The sequence below is a fragment of the Neorhizobium sp. AL 9.2.2 genome (genome assembly GCF_013317225.1).
GTDB classification, from domain to species: domain Bacteria; phylum Pseudomonadota; class Alphaproteobacteria; order Rhizobiales; family Rhizobiaceae; genus Neorhizobium; species Neorhizobium soli.
On sequence record NZ_JAALXU010000001.1, the window covers coordinates 980,014 to 997,008 of the forward strand.

The 16,995-nt window shown below is 62.4% G+C and carries 15 protein-coding genes and 1 pseudogene; 13 read left to right on the forward strand and 3 right to left on the reverse strand.

Translation table 11 applies throughout. The features are described from left to right. Nucleotides 1-90 precede the first annotated feature (90 nt). A pseudogene (locus G6K99_RS04685) lies at nt 91-2,298 on the reverse strand (transglycosylase domain-containing protein); the annotation flags it as partial. A gap of 162 nt (nt 2,299-2,460) precedes the next feature. Between G6K99_RS04685 and G6K99_RS04690 the strand changes: the two are divergent. From G6K99_RS04690 to G6K99_RS04735, 10 genes are all read left to right on the forward strand, one after another. Next, nucleotides 2,461-2,928, forward strand: coding sequence for a YcgN family cysteine cluster protein (locus G6K99_RS04690; protein WP_174195853.1), 468 nt, complete (start codon nt 2,461-2,463; stop codon nt 2,926-2,928). A gap of 100 nt (nt 2,929-3,028) precedes the next feature. Next, nucleotides 3,029-5,503, forward strand: a complete 2,475-nt coding sequence (locus G6K99_RS04695; RefSeq protein WP_174195854.1) for a heavy metal translocating P-type ATPase — start codon at nt 3,029-3,031, stop codon at nt 5,501-5,503. Continuing rightward, nucleotides 5,500-5,910: a Cu(I)-responsive transcriptional regulator gene (cueR, locus tag G6K99_RS04700; protein WP_174195855.1), complete on the forward strand. Its 411-nt coding sequence runs from the start codon at nt 5,500-5,502 to the stop codon at nt 5,908-5,910. Before G6K99_RS04695 ends, cueR begins: the two co-directional genes overlap by 4 nt. Nucleotides 5,911-5,925: 15 nt before the next feature. Next, nucleotides 5,926-6,126, forward strand: a complete 201-nt coding sequence (locus tag G6K99_RS04705) for a heavy-metal-associated domain-containing protein (protein WP_062453471.1) — start codon at nt 5,926-5,928, stop codon at nt 6,124-6,126. Between the two features lie 44 nt (nt 6,127-6,170). Beyond that, nucleotides 6,171-7,136, forward strand: a complete 966-nt coding sequence (locus G6K99_RS04710; RefSeq protein WP_062453470.1) for a magnesium and cobalt transport protein CorA — start codon at nt 6,171-6,173, stop codon at nt 7,134-7,136. An 84-nt stretch (nt 7,137-7,220) separates the two neighbouring features. Then, nucleotides 7,221-7,418 carry a hypothetical protein gene (locus G6K99_RS04715; protein ID WP_062453469.1) on the forward strand — a complete coding sequence of 66 codons (198 nt, stop codon included), beginning with the start codon at nt 7,221-7,223 and terminating at the stop codon, nt 7,416-7,418. A gap of 88 nt (nt 7,419-7,506) precedes the next feature. Beyond that, nucleotides 7,507-7,842, forward strand: a complete 336-nt coding sequence (locus tag G6K99_RS04720) for a hypothetical protein (RefSeq protein ID WP_062453468.1) — start codon at nt 7,507-7,509, stop codon at nt 7,840-7,842. A 402-nt stretch (nt 7,843-8,244) separates the two neighbouring features. After that, nucleotides 8,245-8,445, forward strand: coding sequence for a hypothetical protein (locus G6K99_RS04725; protein ID WP_062453467.1), 201 nt, complete (start codon nt 8,245-8,247; stop codon nt 8,443-8,445). A 113-nt stretch (nt 8,446-8,558) separates the two neighbouring features. Further along, nucleotides 8,559-8,840 carry a metal-sensing transcriptional repressor gene (locus tag G6K99_RS04730; RefSeq protein ID WP_062453466.1) on the forward strand — a complete coding sequence of 94 codons (282 nt, stop codon included), beginning with the start codon at nt 8,559-8,561 and terminating at the stop codon, nt 8,838-8,840. Nucleotides 8,841-8,866: 26 nt separating this feature from the next. After that, complete coding sequence (locus tag G6K99_RS04735; RefSeq protein WP_174195856.1) at nt 8,867-10,093, forward strand: nickel/cobalt efflux transporter; 1,227 nt, start codon at nt 8,867-8,869, stop codon at nt 10,091-10,093. Between the two features lie 24 nt (nt 10,094-10,117). Here the strand turns inward: G6K99_RS04735 and G6K99_RS04740 are convergent, their stop codons facing one another. Next, entirely contained in the window at nt 10,118-12,037 is a 1,920-nt protein-coding gene (locus tag G6K99_RS04740; RefSeq protein WP_174195857.1) for a diguanylate cyclase, read from the reverse strand. A gap of 271 nt (nt 12,038-12,308) precedes the next feature. Then, entirely contained in the window at nt 12,309-12,938 is a 630-nt protein-coding gene (locus G6K99_RS04745; RefSeq protein WP_062453463.1) for an outer membrane protein, read from the reverse strand. Nucleotides 12,939-13,119: 181 nt separating this feature from the next. Here G6K99_RS04745 and G6K99_RS04750 point away from each other — a divergent pair, with 181 nt between their 5' ends. The 3 genes from G6K99_RS04750 (at nt 13,120) to G6K99_RS04760 (ending at nt 16,972) form a co-directional block, all read left to right on the forward strand. After that, nucleotides 13,120-14,517, forward strand: a complete 1,398-nt coding sequence (locus tag G6K99_RS04750; protein ID WP_174195858.1) for an MFS transporter — start codon at nt 13,120-13,122, stop codon at nt 14,515-14,517. A 107-nt stretch (nt 14,518-14,624) separates the two neighbouring features. Beyond that, nucleotides 14,625-16,085, forward strand: a complete 1,461-nt coding sequence (locus G6K99_RS04755) for a protein adenylyltransferase SelO family protein (protein ID WP_174195859.1) — start codon at nt 14,625-14,627, stop codon at nt 16,083-16,085. 248 nt (nt 16,086-16,333) lie between these two features. Next, on the forward strand, nt 16,334-16,972 hold the full coding sequence (locus G6K99_RS04760) for a hypothetical protein (RefSeq protein WP_174195860.1): 639 nt from the start codon (nt 16,334-16,336) through the stop codon (nt 16,970-16,972). Nucleotides 16,973-16,995 lie beyond the last annotated feature (23 nt).

The window sequence follows — 16,995 nt, forward strand, 5'->3', positions numbered from 1 at the left end:
CGGCACCGACGCCTTGTCGCTTTGGGTAGCGGCGCCCTGGACCTTGTCACCCTGAACAGAGGTTGCCTGTCCGTCGACAGCTGGCTTGCCGGCATCGGCGACCTTGGGGCCGCCCGCTGTAAGCGGTGGAGCCTCGGACAGCGCCTTGCCGATCTGCTTGAGCGTTCTGGTGGCTTCGGCCGAAAGCGAGCGCGGTCTCTGCAGCGGCGGCAGGGCATTCTCGCCTTCCTTCGCTTTCGCAATTTCCTGGCTCTTCTTGTCGCTCTTGTGGTCGCCGTTCGGCAGTGGGTTTTCGATGCCGGGAATTGGTTTCAGCTCGATCCCCTGATGGGCGTAGTCCATCAGCACCTTGAAGGTCATCGCCGGAAGCGAGCCGCCGGTCATGTTGTTCATCGAGGTGAAGTCGTCGTTTCCGAACCACACCGCCGTCGTGTAATTGCCGGTAAAGCCGATAAACCAGGCGTCGCGATAGCTCTGCGAAGTGCCGGTCTTGCCGCCGGTGACGATGCCGCCATCGAGTGCCGCGCGTCGCGCCGTGCCCTGATAGGGGATCGTCGTCAGGATGCGGTTCATCGATGAGGTCGCCTGTTCGGACAGAACCCGCTTCGCCGGCGCCTCGTCGCGGCCGAAATCGTAGAGAATGTTGCCGCCGTAGCCCAGAACCTGCTCGATCCCGTGGCGATGCGATTGCACGCCGCCGGCCGGCATCACCGCATAGGCGGTGGCCTGGTCGAGTACCGTTACCTCGGACGTTCCGAGCGGGATCGTCTTGTCGCTTCTGAGCGGCGTCTCGACACCAAAAGCCTTTGCGGTGTTGACGATGACGTCGGTGCCGAGCACATCCTTGGCAAGCCGGACAGGCACCGTGTTGAGCGATTGCTGCATGGCGCTCATCAGGGTGACCTTGCCCTTGTAGGAGCGACCGTAATTCTGCGGCGACCAGCCCCGCCAGGTGATCGGAGCGTCGGAGATCACCGATTCCGGCTTGTAGCCGTGCTCCATCGCGGCGGAGTAGGTATAGAGCTTGAACGACGAGCCCGGTTGTCTCAGCGCCTTGGTGGCACGGTTGAACTGGCTTTCGCCATAGTCGCGGCCGCCGACCATGGCGCGCACGCCGCCGCCGTTTTCGATCATCACCATGGCGCCCTGCTTCACCTTGAAGCTGTCGCCGTATTCGCGAAGGCTGGTTTCCATCGCGGCATCGGCTGCCTGCTGCAGGCCCATGTCGATCGTGGTCCTGACCACCATCGAATGCTCGCGGATCTTGCCGGCCTTGGCCAGCCGCTGCACCTCGTCGAAAGCCCAGTCGAGGAAATAGTCTGGCGACTTGACCTCGGCGCGGTCGATCGCGGTTGCCGGCGTGCGGCGTGCCGCGATCACCTGGCCCTCCGACATCAGGCCTGACTGTACAAGGTTGGACAGAACGTCGTTGGCGCGGGCGCGCGCAGCCGGCAGGTTCACATGCGGCGCATATTTCGCCGGTGCCTTGAACAGGCCGGCCAGCATCGCGCTTTCCGCAAGGCTGACTTCGGTGATGTTCTTGCCGAAATAGAACTGGCTTGCCGCGGCTGCCCCGAACGTGCCGCCGCCCATATAGGCGCGGTCCAGATAGAGCGACAGGATCTCTTTCTTCGAAAGGTTCGCCTCCAGCCACATGGCCAGAAACGCTTCCTTGATCTTGCGCTCGATCGACCGTTCGTTGGTGAGGAACAGGTTCTTCGCCAGCTGCTGGGTGAGAGTCGATCCGCCCTGGACGACGCCGCCGGCCTTGGCGTTTTCGGAAAGCGCGCGGCCGAGGCCGATGAAGTCGATCCCGTAGTGATCGAAGAAGCGGCGGTCCTCGGTCGCCAGCACCGCCTTGATCAGGTGGTCGGGCAGTTGCTCGATCGGAACCGAGCCTTCATGGATGATGCCGCGATGGCCGATGACGTTGCCGTAGCGGTCGAGAAAGGTGACGGCGAAATCGCCCCGGTTGCGCCAGTCTTCCTTGGTTTCTTCAAAGGCTGGCTGGGCAAGCGCCAGAAGCGCAACGCAACCGACCGTGCCGAGCGTCATAGCCTCGCCGGCAAGCTCGAAACCAAGCTTTTTCAAGCCTGTAACGCGGAACCGCCGGAAGAAGATGGTGATCTCTTCCCAGACTTCGCCGGCCCGGAAACCGAGGTTCCAGACAGTGGAATCGATCCAGCTGTCGATCCGCAGGAGGATGTGGCGCTTCTTGCGCGAGGAGCCGGAGCGCTCTTGCTTAACCGGTGATTTCGGATGGTCCTGCACTGGAAGTTCCTGCCCCATTTCCCCCATCGCCCGATGAGAAACGCTTGACGCCGACCCCCTGGAGGGATCAAAGGCATGAGCGTCTCACCGTTATTCAGCATTAGCTGACAAAAGGTTTATGCGCGATAGAGAATCCGCAACAGGGTAAAGGCGGCAGGGGAAAATTGGTCCCCATCCGCGACAGATATGATGATGGAAGACGCATTCTGGAAAACCAAGACGCTTGAAGATCTGTCCCAGCAGGAGTGGGAAAGCCTGTGCGATGGCTGCGGGCTCTGCTGTCTCAACAAGCTCGAGGATTACGACACGGGCGAGGTGGCTTTCACCTCGGTTGCCTGCCGGCTTCTCGACGGCACGAGCTGCCAGTGCAAGGACTATCCCAACCGCCAGGCGACCGTTCCGGAATGCATCCAGCTGACGCCGGCCCAGGTGGACGAAATCCCCTGGCTGCCGCCGACCTGCGGCTACCGGCTGGTGCGCGACGGCCATGATCTCTGCTGGTGGCACCCGCTGATCTCAGGCGATCCGGAAACGGTCCACCAGGCCGGCATCTCGGCCCGCGGCCGCACGATCAGCGAAGAAGAGGTCGATGTCGAGGATTTCGAGGATTATCTGATCGACTGGCCCCTGCATGTCGGCGAGGCACAGCGGGGCTAGGTAGAAGACGCGAAGAACAACCCTCGTGAAAAAACAGCCCGGCCCTTGACCTTCCCATGATGGGAAGCCCTACATGGTGATGCGAAGAGGATCGCGACCCATGAACCAGATTATTCGCCCCATCCATCGCTCCGAACCGATCACCGTGCCCGTCGAGGGCATGACCTGTGCCTCCTGCGTGCGCCGGGTGGAAACCGCGGCTGCAAAAGTGGCGGGCGTCGAGAAAAGCGCTGTCAACTTTGCAACGAAGAAGCTCACGGTCGAAACGGGCGCGGGGTTTGATCCGGAGACGCTGGAGGCGGCTGTCCGCAAGATGGGCTACGAGATCCCCGACGGCGCGATGGATCTTGCGCTGCGGGAAGCGGGTTTTGACGCGGGCTCTGATCATCACCCGGCGTTGAAGCCTGCGGAGACGAGCGCGCAGGCTGATCATACCCATGCTGATCATACCGGGGCCGCCCATTCCCAAGCCGAGCATCCGCATCCAACGCATGAAAACGCCGCTCACGACCATGCCCATATGCATGGCGGTGAAGCGGGTGTCCTGAAGCGTGATCTCGCCATTGCGGCAGTGCTGACGTTGCCGCTGTTCGTGCTGGAGATGACGGGCCACGTCTACGCGCCGTTCCATCACTGGCTGATGGGAGTCATCGACACGCAGAACCTCCACTACCTCTACTTCGTGCTGGCAACGGTGGTGATTTTCGGGCCGGGTCTGCGCTTCCTGAAGCTTGGTCTGCCGGCCCTGTTGCGGGGCCATCCGGAGATGAATTCGCTGGTCGCAGTGGGCGTTCTTGCCGCCTATGGCTATTCGGTGTTTGCCACCTTCGCGCCTGGCCTGCTGCCGGAAAGCGCGCGCTTCGTCTATTATGAAGCGGCCGCCGTCATCGTGACCCTGATCCTGTTCGGCCGCCTGCTGGAGGCGCGTGCCACAGGCCGCACCGGCGAGGCAATCGAGAAACTGGCCGGTCTGCAGGCGAAAACCGCGCGGGTCGAACGGAGCGGGGCGGTCGTCGATATTCCCTCGTCCGAGGTCGTGGTCGGCGATATCGTCGTGATCCGTCCCGGCGAACGTCTGCCGGTCGATGGCACCGTGATCGACGGGCAATCGAATGTTGATGAATCGATGATCACAGGTGAGCCGCTGCCGGTCGAGAAGATGGCGGGCGCGTCCGTCACCGCCGGAACGGTCAACCGCACCGGCTCCTTCCGTTTCCGCGCCGAAAAGGTCGGCCGCGATACGGCGCTTGCCGGCATCATCCGGCTGGTGGAACAGGCGCAGGGCGCCAAACTGCCGATCCAGACGCTGGTGGACAAGGTGACTGCGTGGTTCGTGCCGGCCGTGATGCTTCTGGCGGTCGTTACATTTGTCGTCTGGTTCCTGGTGGGACCGGAGCCGCGGCTGTCGCATGCGCTGGTGGCGGCGGTGGCGGTGCTGATCATTGCCTGCCCCTGCGCCATGGGTCTCGCCGTCCCGGTCTCGATCGTCGTCGGCGCGGGCAGGGCCGCAGAGCTCGGCGTGCTCTTCCGCAAGGGCGATGCGCTGCAGGCGCTGTCGGATGTGGATCTCGTCGTGTTCGACAAGACGGGCACTATGACGATGGGACGGCCGCAACTGACGGATCTGGATGTTGTGGACGGGTTTTCGGAAGACGAGGTTCTGCGCCTCACCGCAGCCGTCGAGCGTCGCTCCGAACACCCGATTGCGGATGCGATCGTCAAGGCGGCGGAGGCGAAGGGTCTGGTCTTGGCCGAGACCGAGGATTTCCGCTCCGTCACCGGCTACGGCATCAGTGCCCGCGTCGATGGCCGAGACGTTTCGGTCGGCGCCGACAGGTTCATGGACAAGCTCGGCATTTCGGTCACGCCACTGGAACAGACGGCCGCCCGGTTGGCCGGCGAGGGCAAGTCGCCGCTCTATACGGCGATCGACGGTCGTCTGGCGGCGGTGATTGCCGTTGCCGATCCGCTGAAGCCGTCGAGCGTTCAGGCCATCAAGACGCTGCGGGCGATGGGCATCGAGGTTGCCATGGTGACCGGCGACAACCGTCGCACCGCACAAGCGATTGCAGCCCAGGTGGGGATCGATACGGTCGTTGCCGAGGTTCTGCCCGAGGGCAAGGTGAAGGCGCTGGATGACCTGCGGAAGGGGAGCGGTTCCGCCGCCGTGTCCTCGCCGCAGGCGACTTCACCCCGGGCACGCCGGATCGCCTTTGTCGGCGACGGCATCAACGATGCGCCGGCGCTGGCGCATGCGGATGTCGGCATTGCCATCGGCACCGGTACGGATGTGGCGATCGAGAGCGCCGATGTGGTGCTGGTCGGCGGCGATCTGACCGGCGTGGTGTCGGCGATTGCCATCAGCCGGGAAACGATGCGCAATATCAGGCAGAACCTGTTCTGGGCGTTCGGCTATAACGTGGCGCTGATCCCGCTCGCCGCCGGTCTGTTCTATCCCTTGCTCGGATTGACGCTTTCGCCGATGCTGGGCGCTGCCGCCATGGCGCTGTCGAGCACGTTCGTGCTTGGCAATGCGCTGCGATTGAAAACCGTCGCACTGGGAGAGAAAGCGTGAATATCGGCGAGGCCGCACAGGCATCCGGCGTTTCGGCCAAGATGATCCGCTATTACGAGGAGATCGGCCTGATTACGCCGGCCGCCCGCACCGGCAACAATTACCGGACCTATGGCAGCGATCAGGTGCATGTGCTGCGCTTCATCAAGCGCGCCCGCTCGCTGGGTTTTTCGCTGGAGGAAACGCAGGCGCTCTTGAAACTGTGGCAGGACCGCAGCCGCGAGAGCGCCGCCGTCAAGGACATCGCCACCACCCATATCGACGATCTGGAGCGGCGCATCGCGGAGATGCAGGGCATGGTCAAGACATTGAAGCACCTTGCCCATTGCTGCGGTGGAAACGACCGTCCCGACTGCCCGATCCTCGACGACCTTGCCGGTTTCGCGTCACCGGCGCATACAGATTGAAGAAGGAGACCTGAGATGACCGTGATCTTCACCGTGCCGGACATGACCTGCGGCCACTGCGAAAAGACCCTGCGAAACGCTCTCGCCGAAGCGCTGCCGGATGCACCCGTGTCGATCGATCTTGTCACGCATACGGTGATGGTGGGTGGCGACGAGGCAAAGGCCGCGCAAGCGATCCGTGACGCGGGTTATTCGCCGGAACGGGCCAAGGCCTAGTACGTTATCGGCATCGCAGACCATACTCCATCGCAGAGCATACCATGACAGTTGTCGCTTCCTATGTGTACCGCAACGGAAAACGTGCCGAGGCGGTTCCTGTCGATGGGCCGGCGCCGAGACTGTCCGGTCAGGATTTCGTCTGGATCGGCCTGCACGAGCCGTCACCGGACGAGCTGCATGCGCTGGCCGAAACCTATGAGCTGCACCCTCTTGCGGTCGAAGACGCCATCAACGCCCATCAGGTGCCCAAGGTGGAAGCCTATGGCGAACAGCTGTTCGTGGTGGCAAAGACCGCCCATCTGGAAGGCGAGAAATTCAAGTATGGCGAGACGGCGATCTTCGTCGGAAGGCGCCACATCATCACCGTCCGGCACGGCTCGGCCCGCAACCATGCCGCCATCCGGGCACAGCTCGAAGCCTCGCCGCAGCTGCTCTCCAAGGGGCCTGACTACGTCCTGCACGGGATCATCGATTTTATCGCCGACGGCTATCTACCGCTGGTGCAGACGATCGAGGACAAGGTGCTGGAGATGGAGCAGAAGATGCTCGCGAACTTTCTTGAGCGGGAGCAGATCCGCCGTCTCTTCCGCCTGCGCCGTCAGCTGATCCTGTTCGGTCGTATTTTGGGCCCGATGTCGGAAGTGGCGGGCAAGCTCGTCAATCTCGACCTTCCCTGCCTCGATCGGGACGCCAAGCCGTTCTTCCGTGACGTGCTCGATCATATCCGAAGGGTCGAAGGCATGGTGGGCGGCCTTCGCGAAGTCATCACCTCGGTCTTTGAAGCCTCGAACCTTCTGGAACAGCAGCGCCAAGGCGTCATCACCAGGCAGCTGGCCGCCTGGGCCGCCATTCTCGCGGTGCCGACGGCCATCGCCGGCATCTACGGCATGAATTTCGAGAACATGCCGGAATTGAAGACCGAATACGGCTATCCCGCTGTGCTGGTTGCGATCGTCCTTCTCTGCAGCATCCTTTTCTACCGGTTCCGGAAGTCTGGTTGGTTGTAGTTGCAACCAAGCAAGGGAACTCTCGAGCTGGCGTCGAGTTGGTTCGGTCAGAAAGATGAAACCCTTGCTACGGAGAACCCCGCCATGGTCGACCAGACCCCGATGATCCTGCTGGCCGTTGTCTTGCTTGCCGGTATTGGCACGCTCGGATTTTTGATCCTGCGCCGCTGGAAGACCAAGCGCATTCCCAAAGCGCACGATCTGCCCGAGGTCGCCAACCGGCGCTGGCTGCGACGCGAAGCGCGCAATGCGCAGTCGCTCATCGACAAACGGGTTCCATAAAAGCGCGGTTCCTCACGGGAATTTGAGATGAAACCAATTTGTGCCCGGCCGGTTAACACCCTGTAGGGATACGAAAAGGAATTCAAAAATGATCAAGACATTGACAGTTGTTGCCGCACTTTCGTTTGGCCTATCCTCTGCAGCATTTGCGCAGACGAGCTATGATATGAACGGTTCGGCCAACCGCGCGGACGTCCAGCAGAACATGAGCGGTGCCGGCGGCAACATCCCGCCGAAGCCAGCCGCATCGGGTACTGTAGACCCCTATTCGACAGGCAGCGTTACCCCGGGCTCGGCAGTCGGTTCGACCGGCGCCTACGGTAGCCGCGCAGGCTGCGCACCGGGCGGTGAGCCAGGCGATGCTGCAAACTCCGGCAACCTGCCGAACCTGACGGGCGAAACTGCCCAGGGTACCGGTTGCTGATCACACAGTGACGGTAGCGGTTGGACGGGTCTTACCCCCTTCCGATCGAACCTGATGAGAGGTCCTCGGTGAAAGCCGCAGGACCTTTTTTCGTGACAAAAGGTTCGCAGTCACAACCAAGGTCGTAGATTGAATGCTGGGAAAACTGGGAAATCAAAAGGACGGCCAGCGTGATCTCGCGGCAGCGACGTGACGTCAATCGGCCACCCGACCCCGTTCTAAAGATAACGGCAGTCGCGTCCTTTCGCGCTTTTGGCAGACCGCAGCCGTCAAGTCCATTGCAAATTTGGCAACACGGGCCCGACATTCCTGCATGAACATCGGTCATTGCAGGGGATCGTGCGAAAAGCTATTCGTCTGGCCTGAACGCATTGGCCGGGAGACACGACAATCATCAAGATCATGGTATTGCTTCACAGCGCCAACGGCCTCGAATGGCAGTCTCCGCCCAAGGGCACCAGCTTGAAGACGCTGAGCGAAGCCGAAGAGCAGGGCTTCATCACCATCCGCGGCGAGTTCCAGAAACGCCAGTTCCGACTGACAGAGATGGGTTTCGAATATATCCAGCGTGACAAAAGACGTCTGGAAGCCCGGCGGTCGTAAGCCAGGCTAACGGCACAACGCTCGCAGCCTCCACCCAGAGAGCTGGAGGAACTCGTATGAAAGCAGTTCTGAAGATACTTGCCTTATCCCCTCCAGGGGGATAGGATTATCGCATGACAGAACACGATCACGTCCACGAAAGTCATCCCGAAATCGTCAAGCGGCTGAAACGGGCTGAGGGACATCTCAAAAGTGTGATCGCCATGATCGAGGGCGGCAGGCCGTGTCTCGACATCGCCCAGCAGCTGCATGCGGTGGAAAAGGCGATCACCAATGCCAAGCGCACCCTGATCCAGGACCATCTGGACCACTGTCTCGAAGACACGATCGGCGCGCTCGATCGGGAGAAGCGCCACTCCATCGACGAGTTCAAGTCGATCACCAAATACCTTTGAGACCTAAATACCCGTGAGATATTCCCATGCCTGATTTTGCCGACCTCCTGCAGCAGGGATCTGCCCATGCCTGGCTGTTTGTTCCAAGCGCCATCCTGCTTGGGGCCTTGCACGGCTTGGAGCCGGGCCATTCGAAGACGATGATGGCAGCCTTTATCGTTGCGGTGAGGGGGACGGTCACGCAGGCGGTGCTGCTCGGTCTTGCCGCGACGATCTCGCACACGATCGTCGTCTGGGGCATCGCCTTTGCGGGTATGTATCTCTGGCAGGGCATGGATGCCGAGGCTTCCGAACCCTATTTCCAGCTTGTTTCCGCGGCGGTCATCATTGCGATCGCACTCTGGATGCTGTGGCGGACATGGCAGGATCAGCAGATGGGAAAGGCCGCTGCCGCCCACGGGCATGATGGCTCGCATGGGCATGACGGTCATCACGGCCACCACGGTGGCCATGGCCACGACGGCCATCACGGCGCCCATCACGGCGCCCATGACCACGGTTCAGCACAGGGGCATGCCGCAGGCCACGGTGACATCAGGCGGGTCGATACCGGGCACGGCATCGTCACGCTCGAAATCTTCGAAGACGGCGTTGCGCCTGTCTGGCGTTTTCGCTCCGAGCGCGGCCACGGCTGGACGGCGTCCGATGTCGTCGTCACGACACAGCGCCCGGATGGATCGCGGCAGGCCTTCGTCTTTGCCGATCAGGGCGGATATCTGCAGTCGACCACGGACATTCCCGAGCCGCATGCGTTCGTCGCAAGCCTGAGCCTTGGCCACGGCAACCATACCCCTGACTACGACCTGTCCTTCACGGAAGGCCACGACCATGACCACGCCGAGATGCAGGGGCTAGACGTGGCGACGGACGGGTATCAGGATGCCCATGAAATGGCGCATGCCAACGACATTCGTCGCCGGTTCGCCGACCGCAAGGTGACCACATGGCAGATCGTTCTGTTCGGTCTGACCGGAGGTCTCATCCCGTGCCCAGCCGCCATCACGGTTCTGCTTCTCTGCCTGCAGCTCAAGGAGTTCACGCTCGGCTTCGTGCTGGTCATGTGCTTTTCCATCGGCCTTGCAATCACGCTGGTGACCGTCGGGGCCGTTGCTGCGCTGAGCGTGCGTCACGCCACGTCGCGCTGGAGCTGGTTTTCGACGGTTGCCCGTCGCGCGCCTTATGTCTCCAGCCTCCTCATCATCGCCGTCGGCCTCTATGTCGGCATCCACGGCTGGCAGGGACTGCCGGCGTAAGGGGCGTCGCGGATTGGGCGGGGCTTAGCTCCCCGCCGTCTCCACCCGGTTTCGGCCTGCAGCCTTGGCGTTGTAGAGGGCTTCGTCGGCGCGCTTGAAGAGGGCTTGCGAGGTTGTAACGAGGTCCTGGCCGGGGATGAGCGTGGCGAGGCCGACGCTGATCGTGGCGCGGTTGGAGGGTGGGTTTCTGCCGTGTTCCAAGCCGATCTCTTCGACGCCCACGCGGATGCTTTCGGCGATGGCATGCGCGGCCTTCGCGTCGGTTGCGGCGAGCAGCACCGCCACTTCCTCGCCGCCATAGCGGGCGCAGACATCGCCGGGGCGGATGACGGTTGACCGTACCACCTGTGCGATCGCGCGCAGGCATTCGTCGCCGGCCGCGTGGCCATAGGTGTCGTTGAAAAGCTTGAAACGGTCGGCATCGATCATCAGCAGAGACAGCGGCGTCATCGAACGGTTCGCCGCAGTGACCATCGCTTCGAACCGCGCGTTGAAGAAGCGCCGGTTGGCAAGCCTTGTCAGGTCGTCGGTATTGGCGAGAAGATCGAGCTCGTCCTGTGCGCGCTTGTGGCGGCTGACATCGCGGGTGATCGCAACCACCCGCGGCGCCTGGGCCGGATGCGAAGCCGGCAGACGGCTCATCGCCGTTTCCAGCCATACTTCCTCGCCGTCGGGCTTGACGTGGCGGATCAGGAATTTCTCATGACCAGGCCCACTGCCGAGCCGCTCCGTTGCCTGGCGCACCAGGAATTCGGTATCTTCGGCCATGCCGACAAAGATGCTGCGGCCGATCAGGTCCTCTGGCTCGAGCCCGAGGATGCCGATCGAGGAGGGCGAGACATATTCGCGGATGCCGTGTTCATCGAACCGGGTGATGAGGTCGCTGGAGGATTCAGCGAGCAGGCGGAACTCCGCCTCGCGCGCGGCGACCAGCGCTTCGCGCTCCTGGCGCAACTGCATCTGGCGGCGCCAGTAGACCGTGGCGAACCCGGCCGCGATGAGAAGGATCGCCGCATAGATCCAGCGCGTCCTCGCGGTCGACGCCCAGGAGATCAGCACCTGCCATTCCGATGCGGCCGCGAGCGCCACCAAGCCGGTCAGCTGGCTCTGGTGAAAGCCACCCGCCCGCGCCGTCTGGTCGATCGGTGACTGGTAATGAAAGGCGCCGACGCGGGTCTGGCGGACATGGGCAAACAGATCGCTCTTGGACATGTCCTGACCGAGAATGCTGTCGGCCATCGGCGCGCGGGCGAGAACCACGCCATCTCCGCGAACGAGCAGGAAAGAGGCATCGGACCCGATATCGTAGCGGCTGAAGAAATTGACGAAATGGTTGACCTTGATGGTGGAGACCACAACCCCGCCGAACGTGCCGTCCGGTAAAATCACCTTCTGCGAGATCGGCAGGACCCAGGTCTGGGTCAGCCGGCTGAGGATGGGCTTTCCGAGGACCGGGAGCGGGAAGGGGCTGGCCTTGTGGAATTTGAAATAGTCGCGGTCCTGATAGGAGACCCCGGCGGGGCGTGTTGCCGACGAGGTCGCAACCATCTGGCCATCGGCATTGAGATAGGAGAGCGTATCGAGTGTGGGCGACGCACTAAGCTGGCGCTTCATCAGCGCGTCGATCGCCTGGGCGAGATCGGCCTCGCCGTCTTTCTCCTCGATCTTGGAGATCAGGCTTGCGAGCGGCAGCCGCGACATTTCCACCACGTCGTCGGCATGCTGGGTAATTGCTTCGGCCGTCTGTTCCAGTGCCGCTTCGACCCGTGCGACCTGTGTCTTCCAGTTGGAATATTCCGCCCAGCCGAAAAGTGCCAGAAACGCACCGAAGCCCACAACCGCCGCAGGTGTCGCCAGAGCTGGGCCAAGGCCGTGTCTGGTGCGGCGGCCTAGCCCTTTGCGGTTCTCGGGGTCTGCCCCGCGAGACGATGGGGAAAACGGCATGCGCAGAAACTTCCGAAAATAGTCAAAACACGAAACTGCAACCCGGCTGATTCACGTCGCGCGCGACGTCATCGGCAGGACCACGGGCAAAGAGCCGACAAGTCCCGTCTAATACAGGAAAGTTAAGCGAACCTCTCGCAACGGGAGCCTGATCCTGCCGTGATGATGATGGCCGGGACAGTGGTCGAAATCCCTGAAGAGCAAGTTCCAAAGAAAAAGGCCACCGCGCGAGCGGCAGCCTTCTCCTCATACAATCAGATGCTTGACGCGATCAGAACTTCACGCCGAGGCCAACCTGCACGACGTGCTGGTTGAAGTCGACATCAGCGCCGGCGAGGTTGCCGTTGCCGTAGTCGTTGTAGCGATACTCGACGCGGCCGAACAGGTTGTCGGTGAAGGCGTGATCGACGCCAGCGCCGATCGTCCAGCCGTGCAGCGTGTCGTCGTCGTCGCCAACCGGCGTGTCGACTTCAACATTGGTGGCTGTCCAGCCGCCTGCTGCGTAGATCAGGGTGCGGTCCATGGCGTAACCGAGACGCGCACGGGCCGAACCGGAGAAGCCGCTTTCGGCATCGACGCCAGCGGCGACATCGTCGTTGTTCCAGTCGTAGTTGACGTCGCCTTCAACACCGGCAACGAAACCGTTGGAGAACTGCCAGTTGTAGCCGACGAAGCCACCCATGCGGGCGCCGTCGAAGTTCTGGGAACCAGCGCCTTCGATATCAGCATCGCCCCAGCCGTATCCGCCGTGGATACCGAGGTAAGGACCGGACCAGGAAAATGCCGGAGCGGTTTCGTAGGCGACTGGCGCGCTCGGAATGGTCTCAACCGCATCGGCGGCGAGAGCTGCGGACGAGAGGCCGGCTGCAAGAGCTGCGGCGAGAACGAGTGTGTTCCTCATGATGATTTCTCCGTGTTTTCAACGACTGCTTGTTATGAGGATCAATGTAGTGCGTTCGGCTTGGAAAGCTGTAGCTAAAATGTCACGCGCGCCAAAATCGATCCTTGACCGTTGACCGGGGGACTTTGCGCCGCCACTGCTGCGGGCGGGAAAGCCTTGCGGATGAACCGGGGAGCATGCCGTGCTGACAAGAACAGACACCGGATGGAAAACGCTTTTGTCCGGCCGGAACGGCCTGATGCTGGGGCTGATCTCCGCCGGGATCGGGTTGCATGCCTTCAACCAGTTCGCGATTGTTGCCGCCATGCCGCTGGCCGCCGCCGAACTTGGCGGGCGCGACTGGTTCAGCTGGGTCTACAGCCTCTATTTCATCGGTTCGATCGCCGGCGGCACCAGTGCTGCCTATCTCCGCGATCGGTTGGGTGTGAAATCCAGCCTGTTCTGGTCCATGGCGCTGTTTTCGCTGGGCGGTCTGATGGCGGTTCTGGCGCCGAGCTTTTTCTTTATCGTTGCGGGCAGACTGTTGCAGGGGATTGCCGACGGTCTGATCGTGGCAATCTGCTACAGCCTCATCCCGGCCAATTTCTCGTCCGCGGTGACGGCGAAGGTATTTGCGGTGGAGGCAACCGTCTGGGCGGTCGCGGCTCTGCTCGGGCCGCTGATCGGGGGGCTGCTCGCAGAGGCGTTTTCGTGGCATGCCGCGTTTCTGGCGGTGACGCCGTTTCTCATCCTGCTTGGTCTTTTCACGCTGTTGACGACGCCCGAGACCGGCAGCGCGGCAAAGGCCGCGTTTGCGCCTCTGGCCGTGGCGCTCTGCGTGACTGCGTCCTTCATTTTCGCACTGTCGTCCGCAACGGGGGTGATCGGCTGGCAGGTCGCCTGTCTGGTGCTGGGATCACTGGCGCTGGCGCTGACCGTGACGACGGATGGAAAGCTCGGGCCGCAGTTGTTTCCGGCTGGCGCTTTCAGGCTGGGATCGGTGCTTGGCCACGGGTTCTGGATGCTGTTCCTGATGTCGGCGGGCCATGCCTCTGGTGCCACCTATCTGGCTCTGATCATCCGCGACGTGTGGGGCATCGGACCGGCGGCGGTCGGCTATATCGTGGTGGCGATGGCGCTGACCTGGAGCGCGGTCGCGATGGCCTCCAGCCGGATCAAGTCTTTAAAAGGACGACACTTTGCGATGCGGGCCGGGCCGCTGTTCCAGCTCGCGGGCTTCCTGATGATCGCGGTATCGATCGACGTCCGGGAGATCCTGCTCGTGGTCCTGAGCCAGATGGCGATCGGCACCGGTTTCGGTCTGTCGTGGGCGGCGATCAACCAGGCCTCGATGGAGGCCGCCGGCGACGAGGAGCGTGACCGGGCGAGCGCGCTTTTGCCGACCATGTCGACGGCCGGCTACGCCGTCGGATCGGCGCTGGCCGGCATGATCGCGGCAGCGACCGGGCTGACGCGGCAGTTGTCGCAAGGCGATCCCGGTCATGTCGCCTACTGGCTCTACGGGACGTCAGCTGCCGCGGCACTGGTGACGTTTCTGCTCGGGTTTGGGGTGCGGTTGAAGGCGGGCAATAAGGGCTGATCTTGCTTGTTCCGCAGGCGCGAGACCCCATATTGGGGATACGCCACAGACCAGACTCAAGCACATACCCGAGACCAAGCCCCTGAAAGGGCCGAAGGAGAGATCCCGTGTTCCAGTTCGACAATTCCTATGCCCGCCTGCCGGATCGGTTCTTCGCTTCCGTCTACCCGGAGCCGGTGGAGGGGCCGAAGCTTCTGAGGTTCAACCAGAAGCTGGCAGCGGAACTGGGCGTCGAGGCGGATCTTTCGGATCCTGATCGTCTGGCATCCGTGCTTTCCGGCAATGTCGTGCCGCAGGGGGCATCGCCTCTCGCCATGGCCTATGCTGGGCACCAGTTCGGCAATTTTGTACCGCAGCTCGGCGATGGGCGGGCGATCCTGATCGGCGAGGTCATGGACCGTGCCGGACAGCGCCGCGACATCCAGTGGAAGGGCGCGGGGCCGACGCCGTTTTCGCGCCGTGGCGACGGGCGGGCAGCACTTGGGCCTGTCATCCGCGAATATGTGGTGTCCGAGGCCATGCATGCGCTGGGCATACCGGCGACGCGGGCCCTGGCGGCGGTTTCGACCGGCGAGCTTGTCCAGCGCGAGCAGGAGCAGCAGGGCGCAGTGTTCGTGCGGGTCGCGGCAAGCCATGTGCGGGTGGGGACGTTCCAGTTCTTTGCCGCCCGCGGCGATACCGAGGGTGTGCGGACGCTGGCGAACTATGTGATCGAGCGGCATTACCCTGACCTGCTGGGGGCGCAGAACCCGTATCTGGCGCTGCTGCAGGCGGTGGCGGACCGGCAGGCGGAGCTGATTGCCCGCTGGCTCGGCGTCGGCTTCATCCATGGTGTGATGAACACTGACAACATGACGATTTCGGGCGAGACGATCGACTTCGGCCCTTGCGCCTTTCTCGACGAATACAACCCGATGAAGGTGTTTTCCTCGATTGATCGGCAGGGACGCTACGCCTATCGCAACCAGCCGGGCATCGGCCAGTGGAACATCGCAAGGCTTGCCGAGGCGCTGGTGCCGCTGATCGATGCCGACGAGGAAAAGGCGGTGGAAGCGGCCAATGCTGTCCTGAAGGCATTCGGCGACACGTTCCAGGCGCACTGGATCGAGGTGTTCCGCGCAAAGCTCGGTCTGGTCACCGCGCGCGACGGTGATGGCGATCTCGTGCAGGGACTGCTTTCTGCAATGGAGGAAAACGAAGCGGATTTCACGCGGACGTTCCGAGCGCTCTGCAACGCCGCGGAAGGACACGACGACGACCTGCTCGCCTGTTTCTCGGATACGGCCAAGCTGCAGGAATGGTTGCCGAAATGGAACGAGCGGCTGGCCGAGGAAGGTCGCAGCCCGGCGGACGTGGCAACAGAGATGCGCGGCGTCAATCCGTGGCTGATCGCCCGCAACCACCGGATCGAGGAAGCAATCGCGGCTGCCAATTACGGTGATTTCAGCTTCTTTGAAAAGCTGGTGGAGGCGCTCGAAAAACCGTTCGAAGAGCGGCCGGAATTTGCCGACTACGCGATTGCGCCGACGGCGGAACAGAAGGTTGCGCGCACCTTCTGCGGGACGTGAGGGAGAAGCTGCTCTGGTAAAATTTTCGAGATAGGAATTTAATCCTTGACGGCGTGACGGTTGTCGGGTAGTGTTTAGGCATAGTCGAAGAGTTGCGTCGGGAGAGGCTTCACGCCCCGACCGCCGCAAGGCTTCCAGTCAGGGCTCGGATTGACCTCCGGGCCCTCTTTTTTTCCAGGACATCGATATCGAAACCGAACGTGCGACGGCAAGCCGGCGCGGCGGGTTTTCGGCTGTGGAGATCTGCCATGAACCGTTCCGATGCTCTCGCCGGTTTTGATCCAGACCTGTTCGGCCTGTGGACGGACGAACCGCTTTACGACGCGGATGACGACGTGACGCAGGATGCCGAACTGCAAGAGACGGTTCGAAACGTTCTGCTGGAGATCAAGTCTGCGGAAACCGAGCTGAAGCCCGCAGATGAACTGCGGCAGCTGCTGAACGAGATGACGGCGGAGATGCGCCAGCAGTTCGCCACGTTCCGGACGATGCGGGAAGCGGCGTCCGGGCTGTTGTCCAGCGAGGCCGACGACGCGGTGTCAGCTGACGGCAACGAGGCGGCGCAGAAACTGGCGCGGGCCGATGTGAAGGCGGCGACCGATGCGATGAGCCTGATCGTGCGCACGCTGGAAAAGGTCGATGCGCTGCAGCGTCAGCTTTCCCGCGACCGGCAGGTGGAGGCCGACAGGCTGGCCGATGCCGGCGGATACGAAGAGGCGAAGGCCCGCTTCGTCCGGATGATCGAGGATCGCGCCAATGAAACAGCCTTTGGGTATTTCGAAGCCTGGAAACGCGATGGCCCACCGGGATGGGTGGCGCAAAGGCTTCCAGCCGGAGGAACCCAGCCAGCGCAAGATGCGGCGGGCTGCAGAGAAGATCACGGGTGAGGCGGTAAAGGCATCCGGGTCAT

Excerpts from the sequence above, each read along its gene's own strand:
- G6K99_RS04760 (WP_174195860.1), top strand. The coding sequence starts at position 16,334 with ATGAACCGTTCCGATGCTCTCGCCGGTTTTGATCCAGACCTGTTCGGC.
- G6K99_RS04725 (WP_062453467.1), top strand. The coding sequence starts at position 8,245 with ATGGTATTGCTTCACAGCGCCAACGGCCTCGAATGGCAGTCTCCGCCC.
- G6K99_RS04735 (WP_174195856.1), top strand. The coding sequence starts at position 8,867 with ATGCCTGATTTTGCCGACCTCCTGCAGCAGGGATCTGCCCATGCCTGG.
- G6K99_RS04705 (WP_062453471.1), top strand. The coding sequence starts at position 5,926 with ATGACCGTGATCTTCACCGTGCCGGACATGACCTGCGGCCACTGCGAA.
- G6K99_RS04715 (WP_062453469.1), top strand. The coding sequence starts at position 7,221 with ATGGTCGACCAGACCCCGATGATCCTGCTGGCCGTTGTCTTGCTTGCC.
- G6K99_RS04695 (WP_174195854.1), top strand. The coding sequence starts at position 3,029 with ATGAACCAGATTATTCGCCCCATCCATCGCTCCGAACCGATCACCGTG.
- G6K99_RS04740 (WP_174195857.1), bottom strand. The coding sequence starts at position 12,037 with ATGCCGTTTTCCCCATCGTCTCGCGGGGCAGACCCCGAGAACCGCAAA.
- G6K99_RS04720 (WP_062453468.1), top strand. The coding sequence starts at position 7,507 with ATGATCAAGACATTGACAGTTGTTGCCGCACTTTCGTTTGGCCTATCC.
- G6K99_RS04710 (WP_062453470.1), top strand. The coding sequence starts at position 6,171 with ATGACAGTTGTCGCTTCCTATGTGTACCGCAACGGAAAACGTGCCGAG.
- G6K99_RS04730 (WP_062453466.1), top strand. The coding sequence starts at position 8,559 with ATGACAGAACACGATCACGTCCACGAAAGTCATCCCGAAATCGTCAAG.
- G6K99_RS04690 (WP_174195853.1), top strand. The coding sequence starts at position 2,461 with ATGATGGAAGACGCATTCTGGAAAACCAAGACGCTTGAAGATCTGTCC.
- G6K99_RS04745 (WP_062453463.1), bottom strand. The coding sequence starts at position 12,938 with ATGAGGAACACACTCGTTCTCGCCGCAGCTCTTGCAGCCGGCCTCTCG.